The sequence below is a fragment of the Nocardioides sp. Soil777 genome (assembly GCF_001428425.1).
GTDB classification, from domain to species: Bacteria; Actinomycetota; Actinomycetes; order Propionibacteriales; family Nocardioidaceae; genus Nocardioides; species Nocardioides terrigena.
In genome coordinates this window covers 33,267-48,644 of sequence record NZ_LMSN01000010.1, presented here as the reverse complement: position 1 = coordinate 48,644, position 15,378 = coordinate 33,267, and the positions used below count along the sequence as shown (strand labels likewise).

The 15,378-nt window shown below is 71.3% G+C and carries 13 protein-coding genes; 3 read left to right on the top strand and 10 right to left on the bottom strand.

The genetic code is table 11. From position 1 onward, the window contains the following. Positions 1 to 24 precede the first annotated feature (24 nt). Entirely contained in the window at positions 25 to 1,239 is a 1,215-nt protein-coding gene (locus ASG88_RS07285; protein WP_056886775.1) for a family 16 glycosylhydrolase, read from the top strand. A 36-nt stretch (positions 1,240 to 1,275) separates the two neighbouring features. Here ASG88_RS07285 and ASG88_RS07280 read toward each other — a convergent pair whose 3' ends face one another. Continuing rightward, the gene (locus ASG88_RS07280) at positions 1,276 to 1,806 is read right to left on the bottom strand and encodes a hypothetical protein (protein WP_056886774.1); all 531 of its coding nucleotides are present in this window, start codon (positions 1,804 to 1,806) and stop codon (positions 1,276 to 1,278) included. A gap of 110 nt (positions 1,807 to 1,916) precedes the next feature. On the opposite strand from ASG88_RS07280, the gene ASG88_RS07275 reads away from it, so the two are divergent. Both ASG88_RS07275 and ASG88_RS07270 read left to right on the top strand, forming a co-directional pair. Beyond that, entirely contained in the window at positions 1,917 to 2,570 is a 654-nt protein-coding gene (locus ASG88_RS07275; RefSeq protein ID WP_056886773.1) for a LysM peptidoglycan-binding domain-containing protein, read from the top strand. 47 nt (positions 2,571 to 2,617) lie between these two features. After that, positions 2,618 to 3,145 carry an Rv3235 family protein gene (locus ASG88_RS07270; RefSeq protein WP_056886772.1) on the top strand — a complete coding sequence of 176 codons (528 nt, stop codon included), beginning with the start codon at positions 2,618 to 2,620 and terminating at the stop codon, positions 3,143 to 3,145. Positions 3,146 to 3,155: 10 nt separating this feature from the next. Here ASG88_RS07270 and secA read toward each other — a convergent pair whose 3' ends face one another. From secA to ahcY, 9 genes are all read right to left on the bottom strand, one after another. Further along, positions 3,156 to 5,996, bottom strand: coding sequence for a preprotein translocase subunit SecA (secA, locus tag ASG88_RS07265; protein WP_056886771.1), 2,841 nt, complete (start codon positions 5,994 to 5,996; stop codon positions 3,156 to 3,158). A gap of 69 nt (positions 5,997 to 6,065) precedes the next feature. Then, on the bottom strand, positions 6,066 to 7,289 hold the full coding sequence (locus tag ASG88_RS07260) for a winged helix-turn-helix domain-containing protein (RefSeq protein ID WP_056886770.1): 1,224 nt from the start codon (positions 7,287 to 7,289) through the stop codon (positions 6,066 to 6,068). Beyond that, positions 7,286 to 7,978 (bottom strand): response regulator, encoded by a 693-nt coding sequence (locus ASG88_RS07255; RefSeq protein ID WP_056886769.1) that lies wholly within the window; start codon positions 7,976 to 7,978, stop codon positions 7,286 to 7,288. The genes ASG88_RS07260 and ASG88_RS07255 overlap by 4 nt, the downstream gene beginning before the upstream one ends. A gap of 49 nt (positions 7,979 to 8,027) precedes the next feature. After that, complete coding sequence (gene hpf / locus ASG88_RS07250; protein WP_056886768.1) at positions 8,028 to 8,645, bottom strand: ribosome hibernation-promoting factor, HPF/YfiA family; 618 nt, start codon at positions 8,643 to 8,645, stop codon at positions 8,028 to 8,030. 375 nt (positions 8,646 to 9,020) lie between these two features. Beyond that, positions 9,021 to 9,776, bottom strand: coding sequence for a ComF family protein (locus ASG88_RS07245; RefSeq protein ID WP_082600075.1), 756 nt, complete (start codon positions 9,774 to 9,776; stop codon positions 9,021 to 9,023). A 62-nt stretch (positions 9,777 to 9,838) separates the two neighbouring features. Further along, positions 9,839 to 11,569 (bottom strand): GerMN domain-containing protein, encoded by a 1,731-nt coding sequence (locus tag ASG88_RS07240; protein WP_056886767.1) that lies wholly within the window; start codon positions 11,567 to 11,569, stop codon positions 9,839 to 9,841. Next, a complete protein-coding gene (gene mtrB, locus ASG88_RS07235; protein WP_056886766.1) occupies positions 11,566 to 13,197 on the bottom strand; it encodes an MtrAB system histidine kinase MtrB in 1,632 nt (543 codons plus the stop codon). Before mtrB ends, ASG88_RS07240 begins: the two co-directional genes overlap by 4 nt. A gap of 19 nt (positions 13,198 to 13,216) precedes the next feature. Then, positions 13,217 to 13,918 (bottom strand): MtrAB system response regulator MtrA, encoded by a 702-nt coding sequence (mtrA, locus tag ASG88_RS07230; RefSeq protein WP_056886765.1) that lies wholly within the window; start codon positions 13,916 to 13,918, stop codon positions 13,217 to 13,219. Positions 13,919 to 13,933: 15 nt separating this feature from the next. Further along, complete coding sequence (gene ahcY, locus ASG88_RS07225) at positions 13,934 to 15,376, bottom strand: adenosylhomocysteinase (RefSeq protein WP_056886764.1); 1,443 nt, start codon at positions 15,374 to 15,376, stop codon at positions 13,934 to 13,936. Positions 15,377 to 15,378: the final 2 nt, after the last annotated feature.

Below are 15,378 nucleotides of genomic sequence, written 5' to 3'. Positions count from 1 at the left end.
CCGCCACCCGAAACGAGCTCGACCATGTCTGCCAGCCGCGCACTCGCCTGCCGCAGCCTCGTGCTGCTGCTGCCCGCGTCCCTCCTCCTGTGGTCCGGTCCCGCCGGGGCCGACGACGCCGCCGAGGGCCCGGTCGAGGGCCCAGCCGCGACCACCTCGGTCCACACCGCCGGCACGCAGCAGGTCCTCCTGCAGGCGCTGCCCCAAGTGGTCCAGCAGGGACCGCGGGCCGCCCCGGCCGGCTGGGCGAAGGCCGCCATCACCGCCACCGTCAGGCCGGTCCTGGTCGGCCGCCCGGTCCGCCTCCAGGTCCAGCGTGGCCTCTCCTGGCAGTACGTGGACAAGGTCAAGCAGGACCGGGCCGGTCGGGCGCAGTTCGCCGCCCCGGTCTCGGCCGACGGCCAGCCGCTGACGTACCGCGTGAAGGCGCTCCGGTTCGACGGGCTCGAGGCGGTCGTGAGCGAACCCGTCAGCACCGAACGCTGGCTGGCGCCGACCTGGAACGACGAGTTCGCGGGCACCGTCCTGGGCCCCTCGTGGAGCCACCGGGGCCAGAGCTACGAGCCGCAGAGCCTGCGCCGGTGCTCGAAGGGAGACCCGAGCGCGGTCCGGGTGCGCAACGGCGCCGTGCGGCTGAGCGTCCTCAGGGACCGCAGCAGGACCACCAGGTGCCGGGCCGGGGTGCGCGGCAAGCCCGGCCGCCGGTACGCCTACCGCCTCCAGGGCCACATCGGCACGATGGGCGCGTTCTCCTTCCGGTACGGCGTCGCCGCGGCCCGCGTGAAGTTCCACCACTCACGCGGCCAGCACGGTGCCTTCTGGATGCAGCCGGTCGGAGGCATGTACCCGGGCGGCCCCGGACACGAGATCGACGTCATCGAGTACTTCGGCGACAAGCACCCCCTGGGTGGCCTGGGCACGTTCGTCCACCGCTACGAGGGCGACACCGTGGTCAAGACCGGTGCTCGGATGACGAAGTTCAGGTCGTTCCTCAGGAGCCGGCGCGACGGGTGGTCGAAGAACTTCCACGTCTTCTCGGTGGAGTGGACACCCGAGATGCTCGTCTTCCGCATCGACGGCAAGGAGACCTACCGCATCCGCGGCGGGATCTCCTCCGACCGCCAGTACCCCATCCTCAGCATCCTGGCCTCGGACTACGAGATCCCGAAGATGAAGGACAGCCGGCTTCCCCAGCACATGTTCGTCGACTGGGTCCGCGTCTGGGAGACCGGTCCCTGACCGTCCCGGCCGCGCGGTGAGCGGCTCCGTCCGCGCTCAGCGCGACTGGACCGCCGCGATGCCGTCGAAGGCGACCAGCAGTCGCGCCCCCGCCGGTGGCTCGACCTCGACGAAGTCCTGACCCACCCGGCGCACGACCGCCTCGTGCTGGGCCCCGTCGGCCAGGTGCAGCAGGCAGCGCGCCTGAGACTCCGCCAGCCGTCGCAGCGCCGACCCCAGGCCGAGCTTCTGCAGGCGTGACCAGGCGACCTCGGGGACCGAGCGCTCCGAGGCCCCGTGGACGACGTGGATGCGCGCGGTGCGGACGATCCAGTCCTGCTGGTGCCCGCGCAGCAGGCACCACCCGTCGCCGGTGCGCCGCAGCGTGCCCTCGACCCTGCCCACGCCGGCCACCTCCAGGGCCACGACCGACCCCACGGACGCCACCAGGCGCCCCGCCAGGACGACGTGGTGGTACTCCGCACGGCTGCGGTCGACGAGCTCCGCGCCGCGCTCGACGTCGTACAGGGCAGAGGCCTGGCCCTCCAGGTCGTCGAAGAGCTCGAAGAGCTGCTCGTCCCAGCGCATGACCCCGACCCTAGCCTGTGCACAACCCGTTGACATCCGTCGCAAAAGTTCTTTGAATGATGCAAACAGACGCAAACGAAAGGTTCGGGATGTCTCGGGGGAATGCATCGATGGTCCGGTGCCTGGTCGTCTGGCTGGGCGCGAGCGCCGCACTGGCCGCCACGGCGTGGCTGGCGGGTGGGACCGCGGCCACGCTCGTGCGGCCCGCGACCTGGCAGCGCAACTTCGAGGACCTGCTGGTGGCCGTGTGCGCCGCCGTCCTCCTGGGCTGCGGCGCCCGCCTGTGGGTGGTCACCACCGCCACGACGGTCGGGCTGGCGCGGGGGCGGGTCCCCCGGGAGGCGCGCGGGTTGACCCGTCGCCTGGTGCTCGCCGCCTGCGGCGCCGTCGTCGTCGCCGGGGTGGCCACCCCCGCGGTCGCCGGCCAGGGCGGCGACACCGACCGGCTGGTCGGGCTCCCGCTCCCCGACCGCGCCACCGCGAGCTCGTCCGCCCGGCCCGGGGCCGCTCCTCCCGTCCGCGCGGCTCCGGTCGCCCAAAGGGCACCCGTCGCGGCCCCCGACGAGGTCGTGGTCCGCAGCGGCGACTCCCTGTGGAGCCTGGCCGCCGCCCGGCTCCCCCGGTCCGCGGGACCGGCCGAGGTCGACCGGGCCTGGCGGGAGGTCTATGCCGCCAACCGCGCCGAGATCGGGGCCGACCCCGGCCTGATCCGCCCCGGGCAGCGGCTGCAGCTGCCTCCGACCGACGAGCGGGAGGACCGATGAGCCCCCGCACCAGCCCGATCGCCACCACCACGAGGAGAGGACCGTCCATGACCACCATCCGGCAGACCCAACCCCACGCCGAGGTCATCCCGATCCGCCGCTCCGTGCCCGTGGCGAGTGTCCAGGGTGCGCTCGCCCTCGACCTGACACCGCGGCTCGACCCGCCCGAGGTCGACGGAGGGCTGGACGCGCCCCACTTCGACCTGGTCGCGGTGGACGGCGCGCGGCGTCACCGCCTCGACGCGTTCGTGCACCGCTACCTCAGCGCGGCGGTGGAGATCGCGATGGGCGACCGACCGCTGAGCCAGCTGCTGCGCCACACCGAGCACCGGCTCTACCAGGAGCTCGGCCGCCGGGCCGCGACCGTCTCCGCGGCCGCCGGCACCACCCCCGCCACGGGCCGTGGACGCGGTGCCATCCGTCCCACCGTGGCCTCGGTCCGCACCAGTCTTGTCGCGGCCGACGCGCTCGAGGTCTCGGCCCGGGTGCGCCACGGCCAGCGCTCCCGCGCCCTCGCCGCCCGCTTCGAGGCGCGCGACGGTCGCTGGCAGTGCGTCGCGCTGGTCTTCGGCTGACGAGGAGCGATCAGCCGCCCATGGTGGCGCGGCCGGTGGCCCCGCCGGGCGCGCCGTGGCAGCGCTTGAACTTCTTGCCCGAGCCGCAGGGGCAGACGTCGTTGCGACCCACGCCGGCGTACTCGTCGGAGACGCCCTCGGCCTTCACCTCGACCTCGCCGTCCTCGGAGGGCGCGGAGTAGGCGAGGTTGGTCGGCCGCTCCTTGCGCTCGAGGCCCTTGGCCCTGAACTGCGGCGCGTGGCCCTGGGCCTCGCCCATGTCGATGGCGGGCGCCGCTGCGGCCGCACCGACGGGGGTCGGCTCGTGGTCGTGGTCATGGTCATGCGCGTGGTCGTGCTCGTCGTCACCGTCGTCCTCGGCGATCTCGACCTGGAGGTTGAAGAGGAAGCCGACCGACTCCTCCTTGATGCCGTCCATCATCGCGGCGAACATGTCGAAGCCCTCGCGCTGGTACTCCACGAGCGGGTCGCGCTGCGAGTAGGCCCGCAGGTAGATGCCCTCGCGCAGGTAGTCCATCTCGTAGAGGTGCTCGCGCCACTTGCGGTCGAGCACGGAGAGGATGACGCGCCGCTCGAGCTCGCGCATGACCTCGTCGCCGACCTCGGCCTCACGACGGTCGTACGCCTCCTGGATGTCCTTCTGGAGGTCCGCGACGAGCGCCTCGCGGCTCATCCCGGCCCGGCCCCCGGCGGCCGCCTCGACGCCCTCGGCGTCGAGGCTGCAGGGGTAGAGCTGGCCTAGCGCGGTGAAGAGCTTGTCGAGGTCCCAGTCCTCGGCGTAGCCCTCGGTCGACCCGGCGACGTAGCCGGCGATGACGTCGTTGGCGAAGGTGCGGATCTGGTCCTCGAGGTCGGCGCCCTCGAGCACCCGGCGACGCTCGCCGTAGATGACCTCGCGCTGCCGGCTCATCACGTCGTCGTACTTGAGGACGTTCTTGCGGGACTCGAAGTTCTGCGACTCGACCTGGCCCTGGGCGCTGGCGATGGCGCCGGTGACGCGCTTGTTCTCGATCGGCACGTCGTCGGGGACCTTGAGCACCTGGAGGACGCGGTCGACCCAGTCGGACTTGAAGAGGCGCATCAGCTCGTCCTCGAGGGACAGGTAGAAGCGCGACTCGCCCGGGTCGCCCTGGCGACCGGAACGACCTCGGAGCTGGTTGTCGATGCGGCGGGACTCGTGGCGCTCGGTGCCGACGACGTAGAGGCCGCCGAGCTCCTTGACCTCGTCGTGCTCCGCGGCGACCTGGGCCTTGATCCGCTCGACCATGGCGGGCCACGCGGCGTCGTACTCCTCGACGTTCTCCACCGGGTCGAGGCCCTGCTTGCGCAGCTCCTGGTCGGCGAGGAAGTCGACGGAGCCGCCGAGCATGATGTCGGTGCCTCGACCGGCCATGTTGGTGGCGACGGTGACCGAGCCCTTGTGGCCGGCGAGCGCGACGACCTTGGCCTCGTCCGCGTGCTGCTTGGCGTTGAGGACGGTGTGCGGCACGCCCTTCTTGCGCAGCAGCCCGGAGAGCAGCTCGGACTTCTCGACCGACACGGTGCCGACGAGGACCGGCTGGCCGGCGGCACTGCGCTCGGTGATGTCCTCGACCACGGCGAGGTACTTGGCCTCCTCAGTGCGGTAGACGAGGTCGGGCTGGTCGACGCGGGCCATCGGCTTGTTGGTGGGGATGGGCACCACGCCGAGCTTGTAGATCTTGTCGAACTCCGATGCCTCGGTCATGGCCGTGCCGGTCATGCCCGAGAGCGTGTCGTAGAGGCGGAAGTAGTTCTGCAGGGTCACGGTGGCGAGGGTCTGGTACTCCTCGCGGACGGTGACGCCCTCCTTGGCCTCGATCGCCTGGTGCAGGCCGTCGTTGTAGCGCCGCCCGGCCAGCATGCGGCCGGTGTGCTCGTCGACGATGAGCACCTCGCCGTCCATGACGACGTACTCCTTGTCGTTGCGGAACAGCTCCTTGGCCTTGATGGAGTTGTTGAGGAACGAGATGAGCGGGGTGTTGACCGAGTCGTAGAGGTTGTCGATGCCGAGGTGGTCCTCGACCTTGGTGATGCCGGGCTCGAGGACGGAGATGGTGCGCTTCTTCTCGTCGACCTCGTAGTCCTCGTCGATGCGCATGGTGCGCGCGATCGTCGCGAACTCGGCGTACCACTTGACCTCGTCCTGGGTCGGGCCGCTGATGATGAGCGGGGTCCGCGCCTCGTCGATGAGGATCGAGTCGACCTCGTCGACGACGGCGAAGTTGTGGCCGCGCTGGACACAGTCCTCGATGGAGTCGGCCATGTTGTCGCGCAGGTAGTCGAAGCCGAGCTCGTTGTTGGTGCCGTAGGTGACGTCGCAGGCGTAGGCCTCGCGGCGCTCGGCGGGACGCATCGACGGCAGGATCACGCCGACGGTCAGGCCGAGGAAGTGGTGGACGCGGCCCATCTGCTCGGACTGGAACTTGGCGAGGTAGTCGTTGACCGTGACGACGTGGACGCCCTTGCCCTCGAGGGCGTTGAGGTAGGACGGGAGCACCGCGACCAGCGTCTTGCCCTCACCGGTCTTCATCTCGGCGATGTTGCCGAGGTGCAGAGCCGCCGCACCCATGATCTGCACGTCGAAGGGGCGCATGCCCAGCACCCGCTTGGAGGCCTCACGCACCGTGGCGAACGCCTCGGGCATCAGGTCGTCGAGCGCCTCACCCTTGTCGAGCCGCTCGCGGAACTCCACCGTCATCGCGCGGAGCTCGTCGTCGCTCATCGCGACGAAGTCGTCCTCGATGGCGTTGACGGCCTTCACGATCGTCTCGAGCTGGCGCAGGATCTTGCCTTCGCCGATGCGGAGGAGCTTGTCGATGATGGCAGGCACGGTGATGCGACTCCGTTGAGTGAGAGTGAGTTGTGCAACGTACGGGCGGCCGGATGGCCGTCGATCATGCTACCCACGCCACCCAGCGGCCGCTGCAACGGCGGCCAGCGACGGGGCAAGGTCGCCACGCTCCCCCACCACCACCTCGCCCAGCCCGAGCCAGCCCGCGAGCCGGCCCAGCTCGGCGGCCAGCTCCTCGGGCGTGTCGGGCGGCGCGCCGGGCTCGGCAAAGGCGCCCTGCACGAGCAGTCGTCCGGTCGCCCGGTCGGCCTTGAGGTCGACCCGCGCGACGATGCGGTCCCCGAGCAGGAAGGGCAGCACGTAGTAGCCGTGCACCCGCTGGTCCGCCGGGACGTAGATCTCGATCCGGTAGGAGAAGCCGAAGAGGGTCTCGGCCCGCGAGCGCTCCCACACGACGGGGTCGAAGGGCGAGAGCAGGGCCCGCGCCCCCACCCGCCGCGGCAGCCGGGCGTCACGGTGCAGGTACGCCGCGCGCGTCCAGCCCGGCACGGTGACCGGGGTGACCTCGCCGGTCTCGAGGAGCGTGTCGACGGCGGCCCGGGTGGCCGCGACGGACATCCGGTAGTAGTCGGCGAGGCAGCGCACCGACGCGACGCCGTGCGACCGGGCGGCGCGGCGTACGAGCTCGACGTCCGCCTCGGCACGGGTGGGCGTCGGGGCGGCCAGGACCGCGGCCGGCAGCACGCGCTCGGGCAGGTCGTAGAGCACCTCGAACTGGGAGGTGCGCCCCGCGATCGCCACCTCGCCCACCATGAAGAGGTAGTCGAGGACCTTGCGCGCCTGCGACCAGTTCCAGCCCCAGTGCTCCTTGGTGCGGGGCCCGTCGGAGAACTCCTCCTCCAGGTGGCGCGCGGTGACCGGCCCCCGGTCGCGGACCGCCGCGAGCACGCCGGGCTCGAGCTCCGCGTCGGCGGTGAAGCCCCACTTGCCCCGTTGGGCCCGGTAGTCGGACATCCGGTGCTGCATCACCGGCCAGAGGTCGACGGGCATGAAGGCCTGGACGTGCGCCCAGTACTCCACCATCCGCCGCGGGCGGCGCTCGGAGGCACGGCGGAGCAGGTCGACGTCGTAGGCGCCCATCCGCGAGTAGAGCGGCATGTAGTGCGCCCGCTGGAGGACGTTGACCGAGTCGACCTGCAGCACGCCGGTGCGCGACAGGGTGCGCTCGAGCGTGCGCATCGTCGGCTCGGCGTGCGCGCGGTCGGTGAAGCCCTGCGCGGCCAGTGCGATCCGGCGTGCCTGGAGGGTGGTGATCCGCTCGACCGCGCTCACGGCAGGTCGAGCAGCTTTTCCTTCATCGCGTACATCACGGCCTCCATCCTCGAGTGGAGCTGGAGCTTCTCGAGGATGTTGCGGACGTGGTTCTTGACGGTGTTCTCCGAGATGAAGAGCTCCTTGGCGACCTCGCGGTTGTTGAGGCCGCGGGCGACGAGGCGCAGCACCTCGAGCTCGCGCTCGGTGAGCTTGAGCGCGGTGCTCTGCTGCTTGTCGGGCTTGGACATCTGCTTGAACTCGTCGATGAGCTTGACCGCCATCGACGGGCTGATCAGCGACTGGCCCTCGTTGACGACCCGGATCGCCTGCGCGACCTCCTCGATGGAGGAGTCCTTGAGCAGGTAGCCGGAGGCGCCGTTCTTGACCGTCTCGTAGAGGTCACCCTCCTCGTCGGAGACGGTGAGCATAATGATCTTGGCCGACGGCACGGCCTCCTTGATGGCCCGACAGGCCTCCACGCCGGTACGCCGCGGCATCCGGACGTCGAGCAGCACCACGTCGGGCGCGAGCGTCGTCGCCAGGTCGGTGCCGGCGATCCCGTCGTCCGCCTCGCCCACGACCTCGATGTCGGTGTCCTGCGCGAGCAGCATGGTCAGTCCCCGGCGGAACAGCTCCTGGTCGTCGACGACCAGGACGCGGATCGGCTCGTGGGGGGTGGTGCCTGGAACACCCGTTGCCTCGGTCACAGGCGCATCATTGCAGAAGCCGACGTGACCGAGGCAACGAGTGCACGGCTCAGCGGTCCAGGTCGAGGGAGATGACGCCGTAGTCGTAGCCGCGACGGCGGTAGACGACCGAGGGTCGCTCGCTCTCCTTGTCGACGAACAGGTAGAAGTCGTGGCCCACCAGCTCCATCTCGTAGAGGGCCGTGTCGAGGGTCATCGGCGTCGCACCGTGCGACTTCTCCCGCACGACGAGCGGCCCGTCGCCGGTGACCGTGATCGGTCCGACCTGGCGCTCGGTGACGACCTCGTCGTCGATGTCGATGGTCTCCGCCTGCGGCATGTCGGCCAGGGCCTGGGCGACGGACACCGGGGCATGGCGGCCGTGGTGCACCCGGCGGCGGTCGGCGGCGCGGCGCATCTGGGCGGCCATCTTGTCCATGGCGAGGTCGAGCGCGCCCATCTTGTCCTCGGCGGCGGCCTCGGCGCGGATCACGGGTCCCTTGGAGAAGGCGGTCAGCTCGACGCGCACGGCTCGATCGTGTTGACGCGGATTGCGTTCCTGCTCCACCTCGACCTGTACTCGCATGATCCGGTGGTCGTGCTTCTCGAGCCTGGCGAGCTTCTCCGAGACGTGCTCACGAAACCTCTCCGACACCTCGCAGTGCCGTCCGGTGACCACAACATCCATGTGAACCTCCTGGTAGCAGGAACTACTTCATCGGCCCACCCGAGCAGTGAGGAGCCCGGGCGTGCCCGAGTCCTCGGACAGGTGGGATGGAGTCCGCCCGGCCGACCTGGTCTTCGTCCCCACAATCGCCTGCAGGGGCTTCCGCAACTTGGATGTCACTACCGGCCCTCTCCCGATCACCGTCGCATATGACGACGGCTGCGAGGCAGGACTTACGTCTAAGCCGCACCGTGATCGGCTGTCTCCAGCCTTACGTGGGCCGTTTCGCCTGCGACTGGCATCGGCTTGCCACCCGTGCAGCTGCGCGATCCCTGACGGGCGCACAGGTGTCCGGATGACGCAACCACGGACCCGGACGGACTCCATGTACAGACGCTAGCCCCTCCCGGGTGATGGGCCAAGGGACGGGGGTCCCGAATGGGACTCGCCAACCGTCCCGGCCATGAGGAGGCGTCGGCGGGTGGCCGCCACGACGGCCACGGCGACCGGGGCGAGGCCCACCGCGGCGAGGGCACGCTGGGCCTCCCGGGCGGTCGCACCGGTCGTGAGGACGTCGTCGCAGAGGACGACGCGCGCCCGCGTACGCCGCGCGGCGAGGCGCCGCAGGCCGGGTGCAGGGCAGCTCATCGACCCGGCCAGGTTGGCGGCCCGCTCCGTGGCCGTGAGGCCCGCCTGGTCCCGCACTCCCCCGCGGGAGACGAGCAGCGCGGCCGGCAGCGCGTCGTACGACTCACGGACCAGGAGGCCGGCGGCACCCCGCACCAGGGCCCCGGTCGGGTCGTAACCGCGCCGGCGGCTGGAGCCTGGCCGCGACGGGACCGGTACCAGGACCAGCGGCGAGCCGTCGGGCGGGCCGGCCGCGGCGCGCACGGACGTCGCCAGCAGCCCGGCGAGCACCCGGGCGAGCGACCACTGCCCACGGTCCTTGTGACCGAGCACGAGGGCCCTCAGGGTGTCGGCGTAGGGGCCCGTCGCCCACGGCGTCACCAGCCCCTCCGGGACCGGGCTGGGCCAGCTGACCGTGGCGCGGGCCGGCAGCCCGGCGCGGCACGCCGGGCACAGCATCCGGCCCGGACGGCCGCAGCCGACGCAGCTGCTCCCGAGGAGCAGGTCCAGGGCCGCGTCTCGCACGGGTCCATCGCACCAGCGCGGCGGCCCGCCGTCGAGGGCCGACCACCCGGCTGTGGAGGGGCTCAGCCGACGTAGGTGAGCGAGGTCAGCCCCGACGGCAGGGCGCCGAGCTGGCGTGACGGGGCGGTGAGGTCGATGACGTCCTCCCCGGCGACGGCGTAGACCTCGGCCCCCTCGACGGGAGAGCCGACCAGGCTGCGGAACGCGCCCCGCACCCGGCCGGAGCCGGACGTGACGATCTCCCCGGGGGCACCGTCGACGGACACGGTGCGCACCTGGGAGAGGTCCTCGTTGATGTCGGAGAGCACCGACACCGCGGTCGGCGTCCGCCAGGTGATGTCACGGACCTGGCCGGAGGCGTCGGGCTCGTAGGCCAGTGTGCGGGCCCTGGTGGCGCCGAGCACGCGTCCGCGCTCGTCGTGGAGGACGCGGCCGGCGACGACCCGGTCACCGTCCTTGCCGGAGACCACCGCGACGAGGCGGCTGCCGTCGCGCGACACGAGGAGCTGCTCGACGTCGCGGCCGCTCACGCCCGGCACCTGGACGGCGCGCGCCTGGGCGCCGTTGACCACCAGGACGCGCGCCCGGCCGCCCGCGCGGTCGACCAGCCACATCCGGTCGGCGAAGTCCCAGGCGGGCGCCAGCAGGTCGCTGGCCCCGCTGACCACCTGCTCGGCGGGGCCGTCGTCGTCCACCGGCGCGACGATCACGCTGCTCCCGTCGCCGGAGATGCCGGCGACCCGGGTGCCCTCGAGGTTGACCCCGATGGAGCGCACACCGAGCCGCTCGACGCCCATGGGTCCCGTGGTGGCCAGCAGCGAGGCCACGGTGCCGCGCACGAGGCGGCCGTCGACCAGCCCGAAGACGTCACCGGTGGACTGCGCCCCGGTCGGGTCGTAGGCGCTGCCGACGTCGAGGTCCACCTGGGTGGCCCCGCCCGGCAGGCCGAGCTCGCGGTCCCCGATCGTGAGCTCGACGGCCCGGATCCGGGGCTCCTGCCGGAGCGTCCAGATCAGCTGGGTGAGCATCAGCTGGCTCGTGGTCTCGTCGACCGCGGCCGGGTCGCCGTCGAGCGCGACCTTGGCGATGCCGGCCGACGTGATCGGCACCGAGAAGGCCGAGGTGAAGCCCTCCGGGAAGTAGGTGCGCTCGATGCGCGGGTCGGTGCCCTCCGACGGCAGCAGCCCCGGGACCAGGGAGGAGGCCACCTGGTCGCCCTCGGGGATGTAGACGGGCTCGGGCACCAGGATGCTGGTCGTCGGGTCGAAGAGGTAGAGCGAGGCGCGCCGGTAGGAGTCCTCGAACCACGACTCGGGGACCACCAGGGCGTCGGGGACCTCGGAGATGCGCCACTGGCCGTCCTCCGACGTCAGCCCGAGCTGGAGGCTCACGGCGTCCCGCGAGCGCTGCCAGGCGCCCCGGTCGTCGTACTCGTTGATGGTGGCCATCGGCACCTGGACGGTGATGTCCCCGCCGACCGGGTCGCCGATCTCACCGTAGGTGACGATCGCGTCGTCGGGCCGCCAGTCGCGCTGCGCCTCCTCGCTGAGGAACTGCCGCGCGACGCTGGTGGTGATCGGCCGGGCCTTCATGGCCTCGAGGAAGTGGGCGACGATCTCGGAGGCCGACTCCCCCGGTTGGGGCGGCTTGGGGTCGAAGTCGAACGGGGCCCGCGGTGCGGACACCGTCGACGTCTGCACCTCGGTGACCGGGCCGTCGGTCGGCATCCGTGCGCAGGCCGACAGGGCGAGCACGAGGGCGAGCACGCCGGTCAGGGCGGCGGGGCGCTTCACGCCGACTCCAGGGTGTCGGTGGGCACGAGGGGCAGCGGGCTGTGGCGCAGCGGCTGGGAGAGCCGGCGCGGCAGCGTGAGGCGGAACTGGGCGCCCTCGCCCGGCCGCCCCCAGGCCTGGAGCCACCCGCCGTGGAGGTGGGCGTCCTCGAGGGAGATCGACAGCCCCAGCCCGGTGCCGCCGCTGGTGCGGGCCCGGGCCGGGTCCGCGCGCCAGAAGCGGTTGAAGACCATCGCCGACTCACCGGGCCCGAGACCCACACCGTGGTCGCGCACCGCGATCGCGGCCGAGTGCTCGTCGCCGGCCACCAGCAGGCGGATGTCGCGGCCCTCCGCGTGGTCGATCGCGTTGGTGACGAGGTTGCGCACGATCCGCTCGACCCGGCGGGGGTCCGCCTCGCTGAGGCAGGCGTGCCCGGGCTCCTCGATGACCACCTGCGTGTGGCGCTGGTCGGCCAGGGCACGGGTCATGTCGACGACCCGGCGGGCTACGTCGACGAGGTCGACGTCCTCGGCCTCGAGGACGGCGGCTCCGGCGTCGAACCGGCTGATCTCAAGCAGGTCGGCGAGCAGCGTCTCGAAGCGGTCGAGCTCGAGCTGGAGCAGCTCGGCGGCCCGCGCGGTGACGGGGTCGAAGCTGGCCCGGGCGTCGTGGAGGACGTCCCCGGCCATCCGCACCGTCGTCAGGGGGGTCCGCAGCTCGTGGGAGACGTCGGAGACGAAGCGGCGCTGGAGACGGCTCAGCTCCTCGAGCTGGCGGATCTGGCGCTGGAGGTTGGAGGCCATCTGGTTGAACGACGTCGCGAGGCGCGCCAGGTCGTCCTCGCCGCTCACCCGCAGCCGCTCCTGGAGCTGGCCGGCGGCCAGCCGCTCGGCGACGCGCCGGGCCATCCGGATCGGGGTGACCACCTGGCGGGCCACCAGCCAGGCGAGGCCGGCGACGAGGAGCAGCAGGAGGACTCCCGCCGTGAGGAGCGCCCGGGTGACGAGCGCCATCGTCTCGCGCTCCTCGTCGAGCGAGTAGATGTAGTAGAGCGTGTAGGTGTGGTTGTCGGCCGGCAGGGTCACCTGGCTCCCCACCACGACGCCGGGGCCGTCGGGCAGGCCCGAGATGGGCCGCGTGGTGGTGATGTCGGTGTAGGTCCAGGCGGTCGCGGCGGGCTCGTCGAAGTGCTGCTGCAGGCTCTCGGGGACGCTGCTGGTGTCGAGGCCCTGGGTGAACTGCGCGCCACCGTCGGCGAGCCGGCTGCCGGTGCCGACGGACGGTGACAGCACTACCGCGAAGCCCCGGGCGGCACCGCGCGAGATGAGCGGCTCCACCACGTCCTCGCGCTGACCCGCCTCGTCGACGTCGGTGCCCGACGCGGCCGCGAGCTGCTCGCGGGTCTGCGCCGTCTCGTTCTCCACCTCGGCCACGACCTGGTCGACCCGGTTGTCCAGGAGTCCGTCGCGGGTCTGCTGGATGAGGATCCAGCCCACGATGCTCACGACCAGCGCGGAGAGCAGCACGGTGGACGCGACCACGCGCGCCTGGACCGAGCGTCGCCAGAACGTCAGCGCTCGGCGCAGGGCGTACGACAGCCGGTCGATCGTCTGCTGCAGCCCCGGGGGCGGGGAGAGGGTGGACATGGGTGCAGGACGACCCGGCCTACGCCGTGCCGGCCTTGTAGCCCACGCCGCGCACGGTCACCACGATCTCGGGGTTCTCCGGGTCGTGCTCGACCTTGGAGCGCAGCCGCTGCACGTGGACGTTGACCAAGCGGGTGTCGGCGCTGTGCCGGTAGCCCCAGACCTGCTCGAGCAGCACCTCGCGGGTGAAGACCTGCCACGGCTTGCGCGCGAGGCACACCAGCAGGTCGAACTCGAGGGGGGTGAGGTTGACCGCCGCACCCGCCCGGGTCACCGAGTGGCCCGACACGTCGATGGCCAGGTCGCCGATGGTGAGCGCCTCGGAGGTCGGCGCGTCGGAGCGGCGTACGCGTGCCCGGATGCGGGCGATGAGCTCCTTGGGCTTGAACGGCTTGACGATGTAGTCGTCGGCCCCGGACTCGAGGCCGACGACCACGTCGACGGTGTCGCCCTTGGCGGTCAGCATGACGATCGGCACGCCCGACTCGGCGCGGATCTCCTTGCAGACGTCGATGCCGTCCTTGCCGGGCAGCATCAGGTCGAGGAGCACCAGGTCGGGGCGGAAGCTGCGGAAGGCCTCGAGGGCCTCGTCACCGCGACCGACGACCTGGCTCTCGAAACCCTCCTGCCGCAGCACCAGCGAGAGCATCTCCGCCAGGGACGAGTCGTCGTCGACGACCAGGATGCTGCCCCTGGTGGGATGCTCTGCAGGTGGTGTCATGCCGCCAAGTCTGCCTCAGTAACGGTAGTGGTCGGACTTGAACGGGCCAGCGATGTCGACGCCGAGGTAGGCGGCCTGCTCCTTGGTGAGCTCGGTGAGCTCGACGCCGAGGGCGTCGAGGTGCAGGCGAGCCACCTCCTCGTCGAGGTGCTTGGGCAGCACGTGCACACCGAGGTCGTACTCGTCGGCCTTGGTGAAGAGCTCGATCTGGGCCAGCACCTGGTTGGTGAAGGAGTTCGACATGACGAACGACGGGTGGCCGGTCGCGTTGCCGAGGTTGAGCAGGCGTCCCTCGGACAGGACGATGACCTTCTTGCTGGGCTTGTCGTCCGTCGCCGGGAAGATCCACTGGTGGACCTGCGGCTTGATCTCGTCCTTGACGATGCCGGGGATCTTGGCCAGGCCCGCCATGTTGATCTCGTTGTCGAAGTGACCGATGTTGCCGACGATGGCCTGGTGCTTCATCTTGTGGAAGTGCTCGACCGTGATGATGTCGAAGTTGCCGGTCGTGGTGATAAAGATGTCGGCCGTCTCGACGACGGACTCGAGGCGCTTGACCTCGTAGCCGTCCATGGCCGCCTGCAGCGCGCAGATCGGGTCGATCTCGGTGACGATGACGCGGGCACCCTGGCCGCGCAGTGACTCCGCGGAGCCCTTGCCGACGTCGCCGTAGCCGCAGACGACGGCGACCTTGCCGCCGATCATGACGTCGGTGGCGCGGTTGAGGCCGTCGATCAGCGAGTGGCGGCAGCCGTACTTGTTGTCGAACTTGGACTTGGTGACCGAGTCGTTGACGTTGATCGCCGGGAAGAGCAGCGTGCCCTCGCGGAACCGGTCGTAGAGACGCAGGACGCCGGTGGTGGTCTCCTCGGAGACGCCCTTGATGTCCTTCGAGATGTTGGTCCAGTGCTGCGGCTTGGTCGCGACCGAGCGGGCCAGGACGCGCAGCACCTCCTTGAACTCCTCGTTGTCGGTGCTGTCCTGCGACGGCACGACGCCGGTCTTCTCGAACTCGACGCCCAGGTGCAGGAGCATGGTGATGTCGCCACCGTCGTCGAGCAGGACGTTGGGGCCGCCCTCGGCGAAGTCGAAGACCTTCTCGGCCTCGTCCCAGTACTCGGCCAGCGACTCGCCCTTCCAGGCGAAGACGGGCGTGCCCCGGGGGTTGTCGACGGTGCCGTCACGACCCACGACGACGGCCGCGGCCGCGTGGTCCTGGGTGGAGAAGATGTTGCAGGTGGCCCAGCGCACGTCGGCACCGAGGTCCACGAGGGTCTCGATGAGCACGGCGGTCTGGATCGTCATGTGCAGCGAGCCGGCGATGCGGGCGCCCGCGAGGGGCTGCTCCGCGCCGTAGCGCTCGCGCATGGCCATCAGGCCGGGCATCTCGTGCTCGGCGAGCTCGATCTCCTTGCGGCCGTAGTCGGCCAGGCTGAGGTCGGCGACCTTGAAGTCCATCG

What these genes read in the sequence shown, in the direction of transcription:
- ahcY (WP_056886764.1), bottom strand. Translation starts at nt 15,376, where the DNA reads ATGGACTTCAAGGTCGCCGACCTCAGCCTGGCCGACTACGGCCGCAAG.
- ASG88_RS07280 (WP_056886774.1), bottom strand. Translation starts at nt 1,806, where the DNA reads ATGCGCTGGGACGAGCAGCTCTTCGAGCTCTTCGACGACCTGGAGGGC.
- ASG88_RS07270 (WP_056886772.1), top strand. Translation starts at nt 2,618, where the DNA reads ATGACCACCATCCGGCAGACCCAACCCCACGCCGAGGTCATCCCGATC.
- hpf (WP_056886768.1), bottom strand. Translation starts at nt 8,645, where the DNA reads ATGGATGTTGTGGTCACCGGACGGCACTGCGAGGTGTCGGAGAGGTTT.
- mtrB (WP_056886766.1), bottom strand. Translation starts at nt 13,197, where the DNA reads ATGTCCACCCTCTCCCCGCCCCCGGGGCTGCAGCAGACGATCGACCGG.
- mtrA (WP_056886765.1), bottom strand. Translation starts at nt 13,918, where the DNA reads ATGACACCACCTGCAGAGCATCCCACCAGGGGCAGCATCCTGGTCGTC.
- ASG88_RS07285 (WP_056886775.1), top strand. Translation starts at nt 25, where the DNA reads ATGTCTGCCAGCCGCGCACTCGCCTGCCGCAGCCTCGTGCTGCTGCTG.
- ASG88_RS07275 (WP_056886773.1), top strand. Translation starts at nt 1,917, where the DNA reads ATGGTCCGGTGCCTGGTCGTCTGGCTGGGCGCGAGCGCCGCACTGGCC.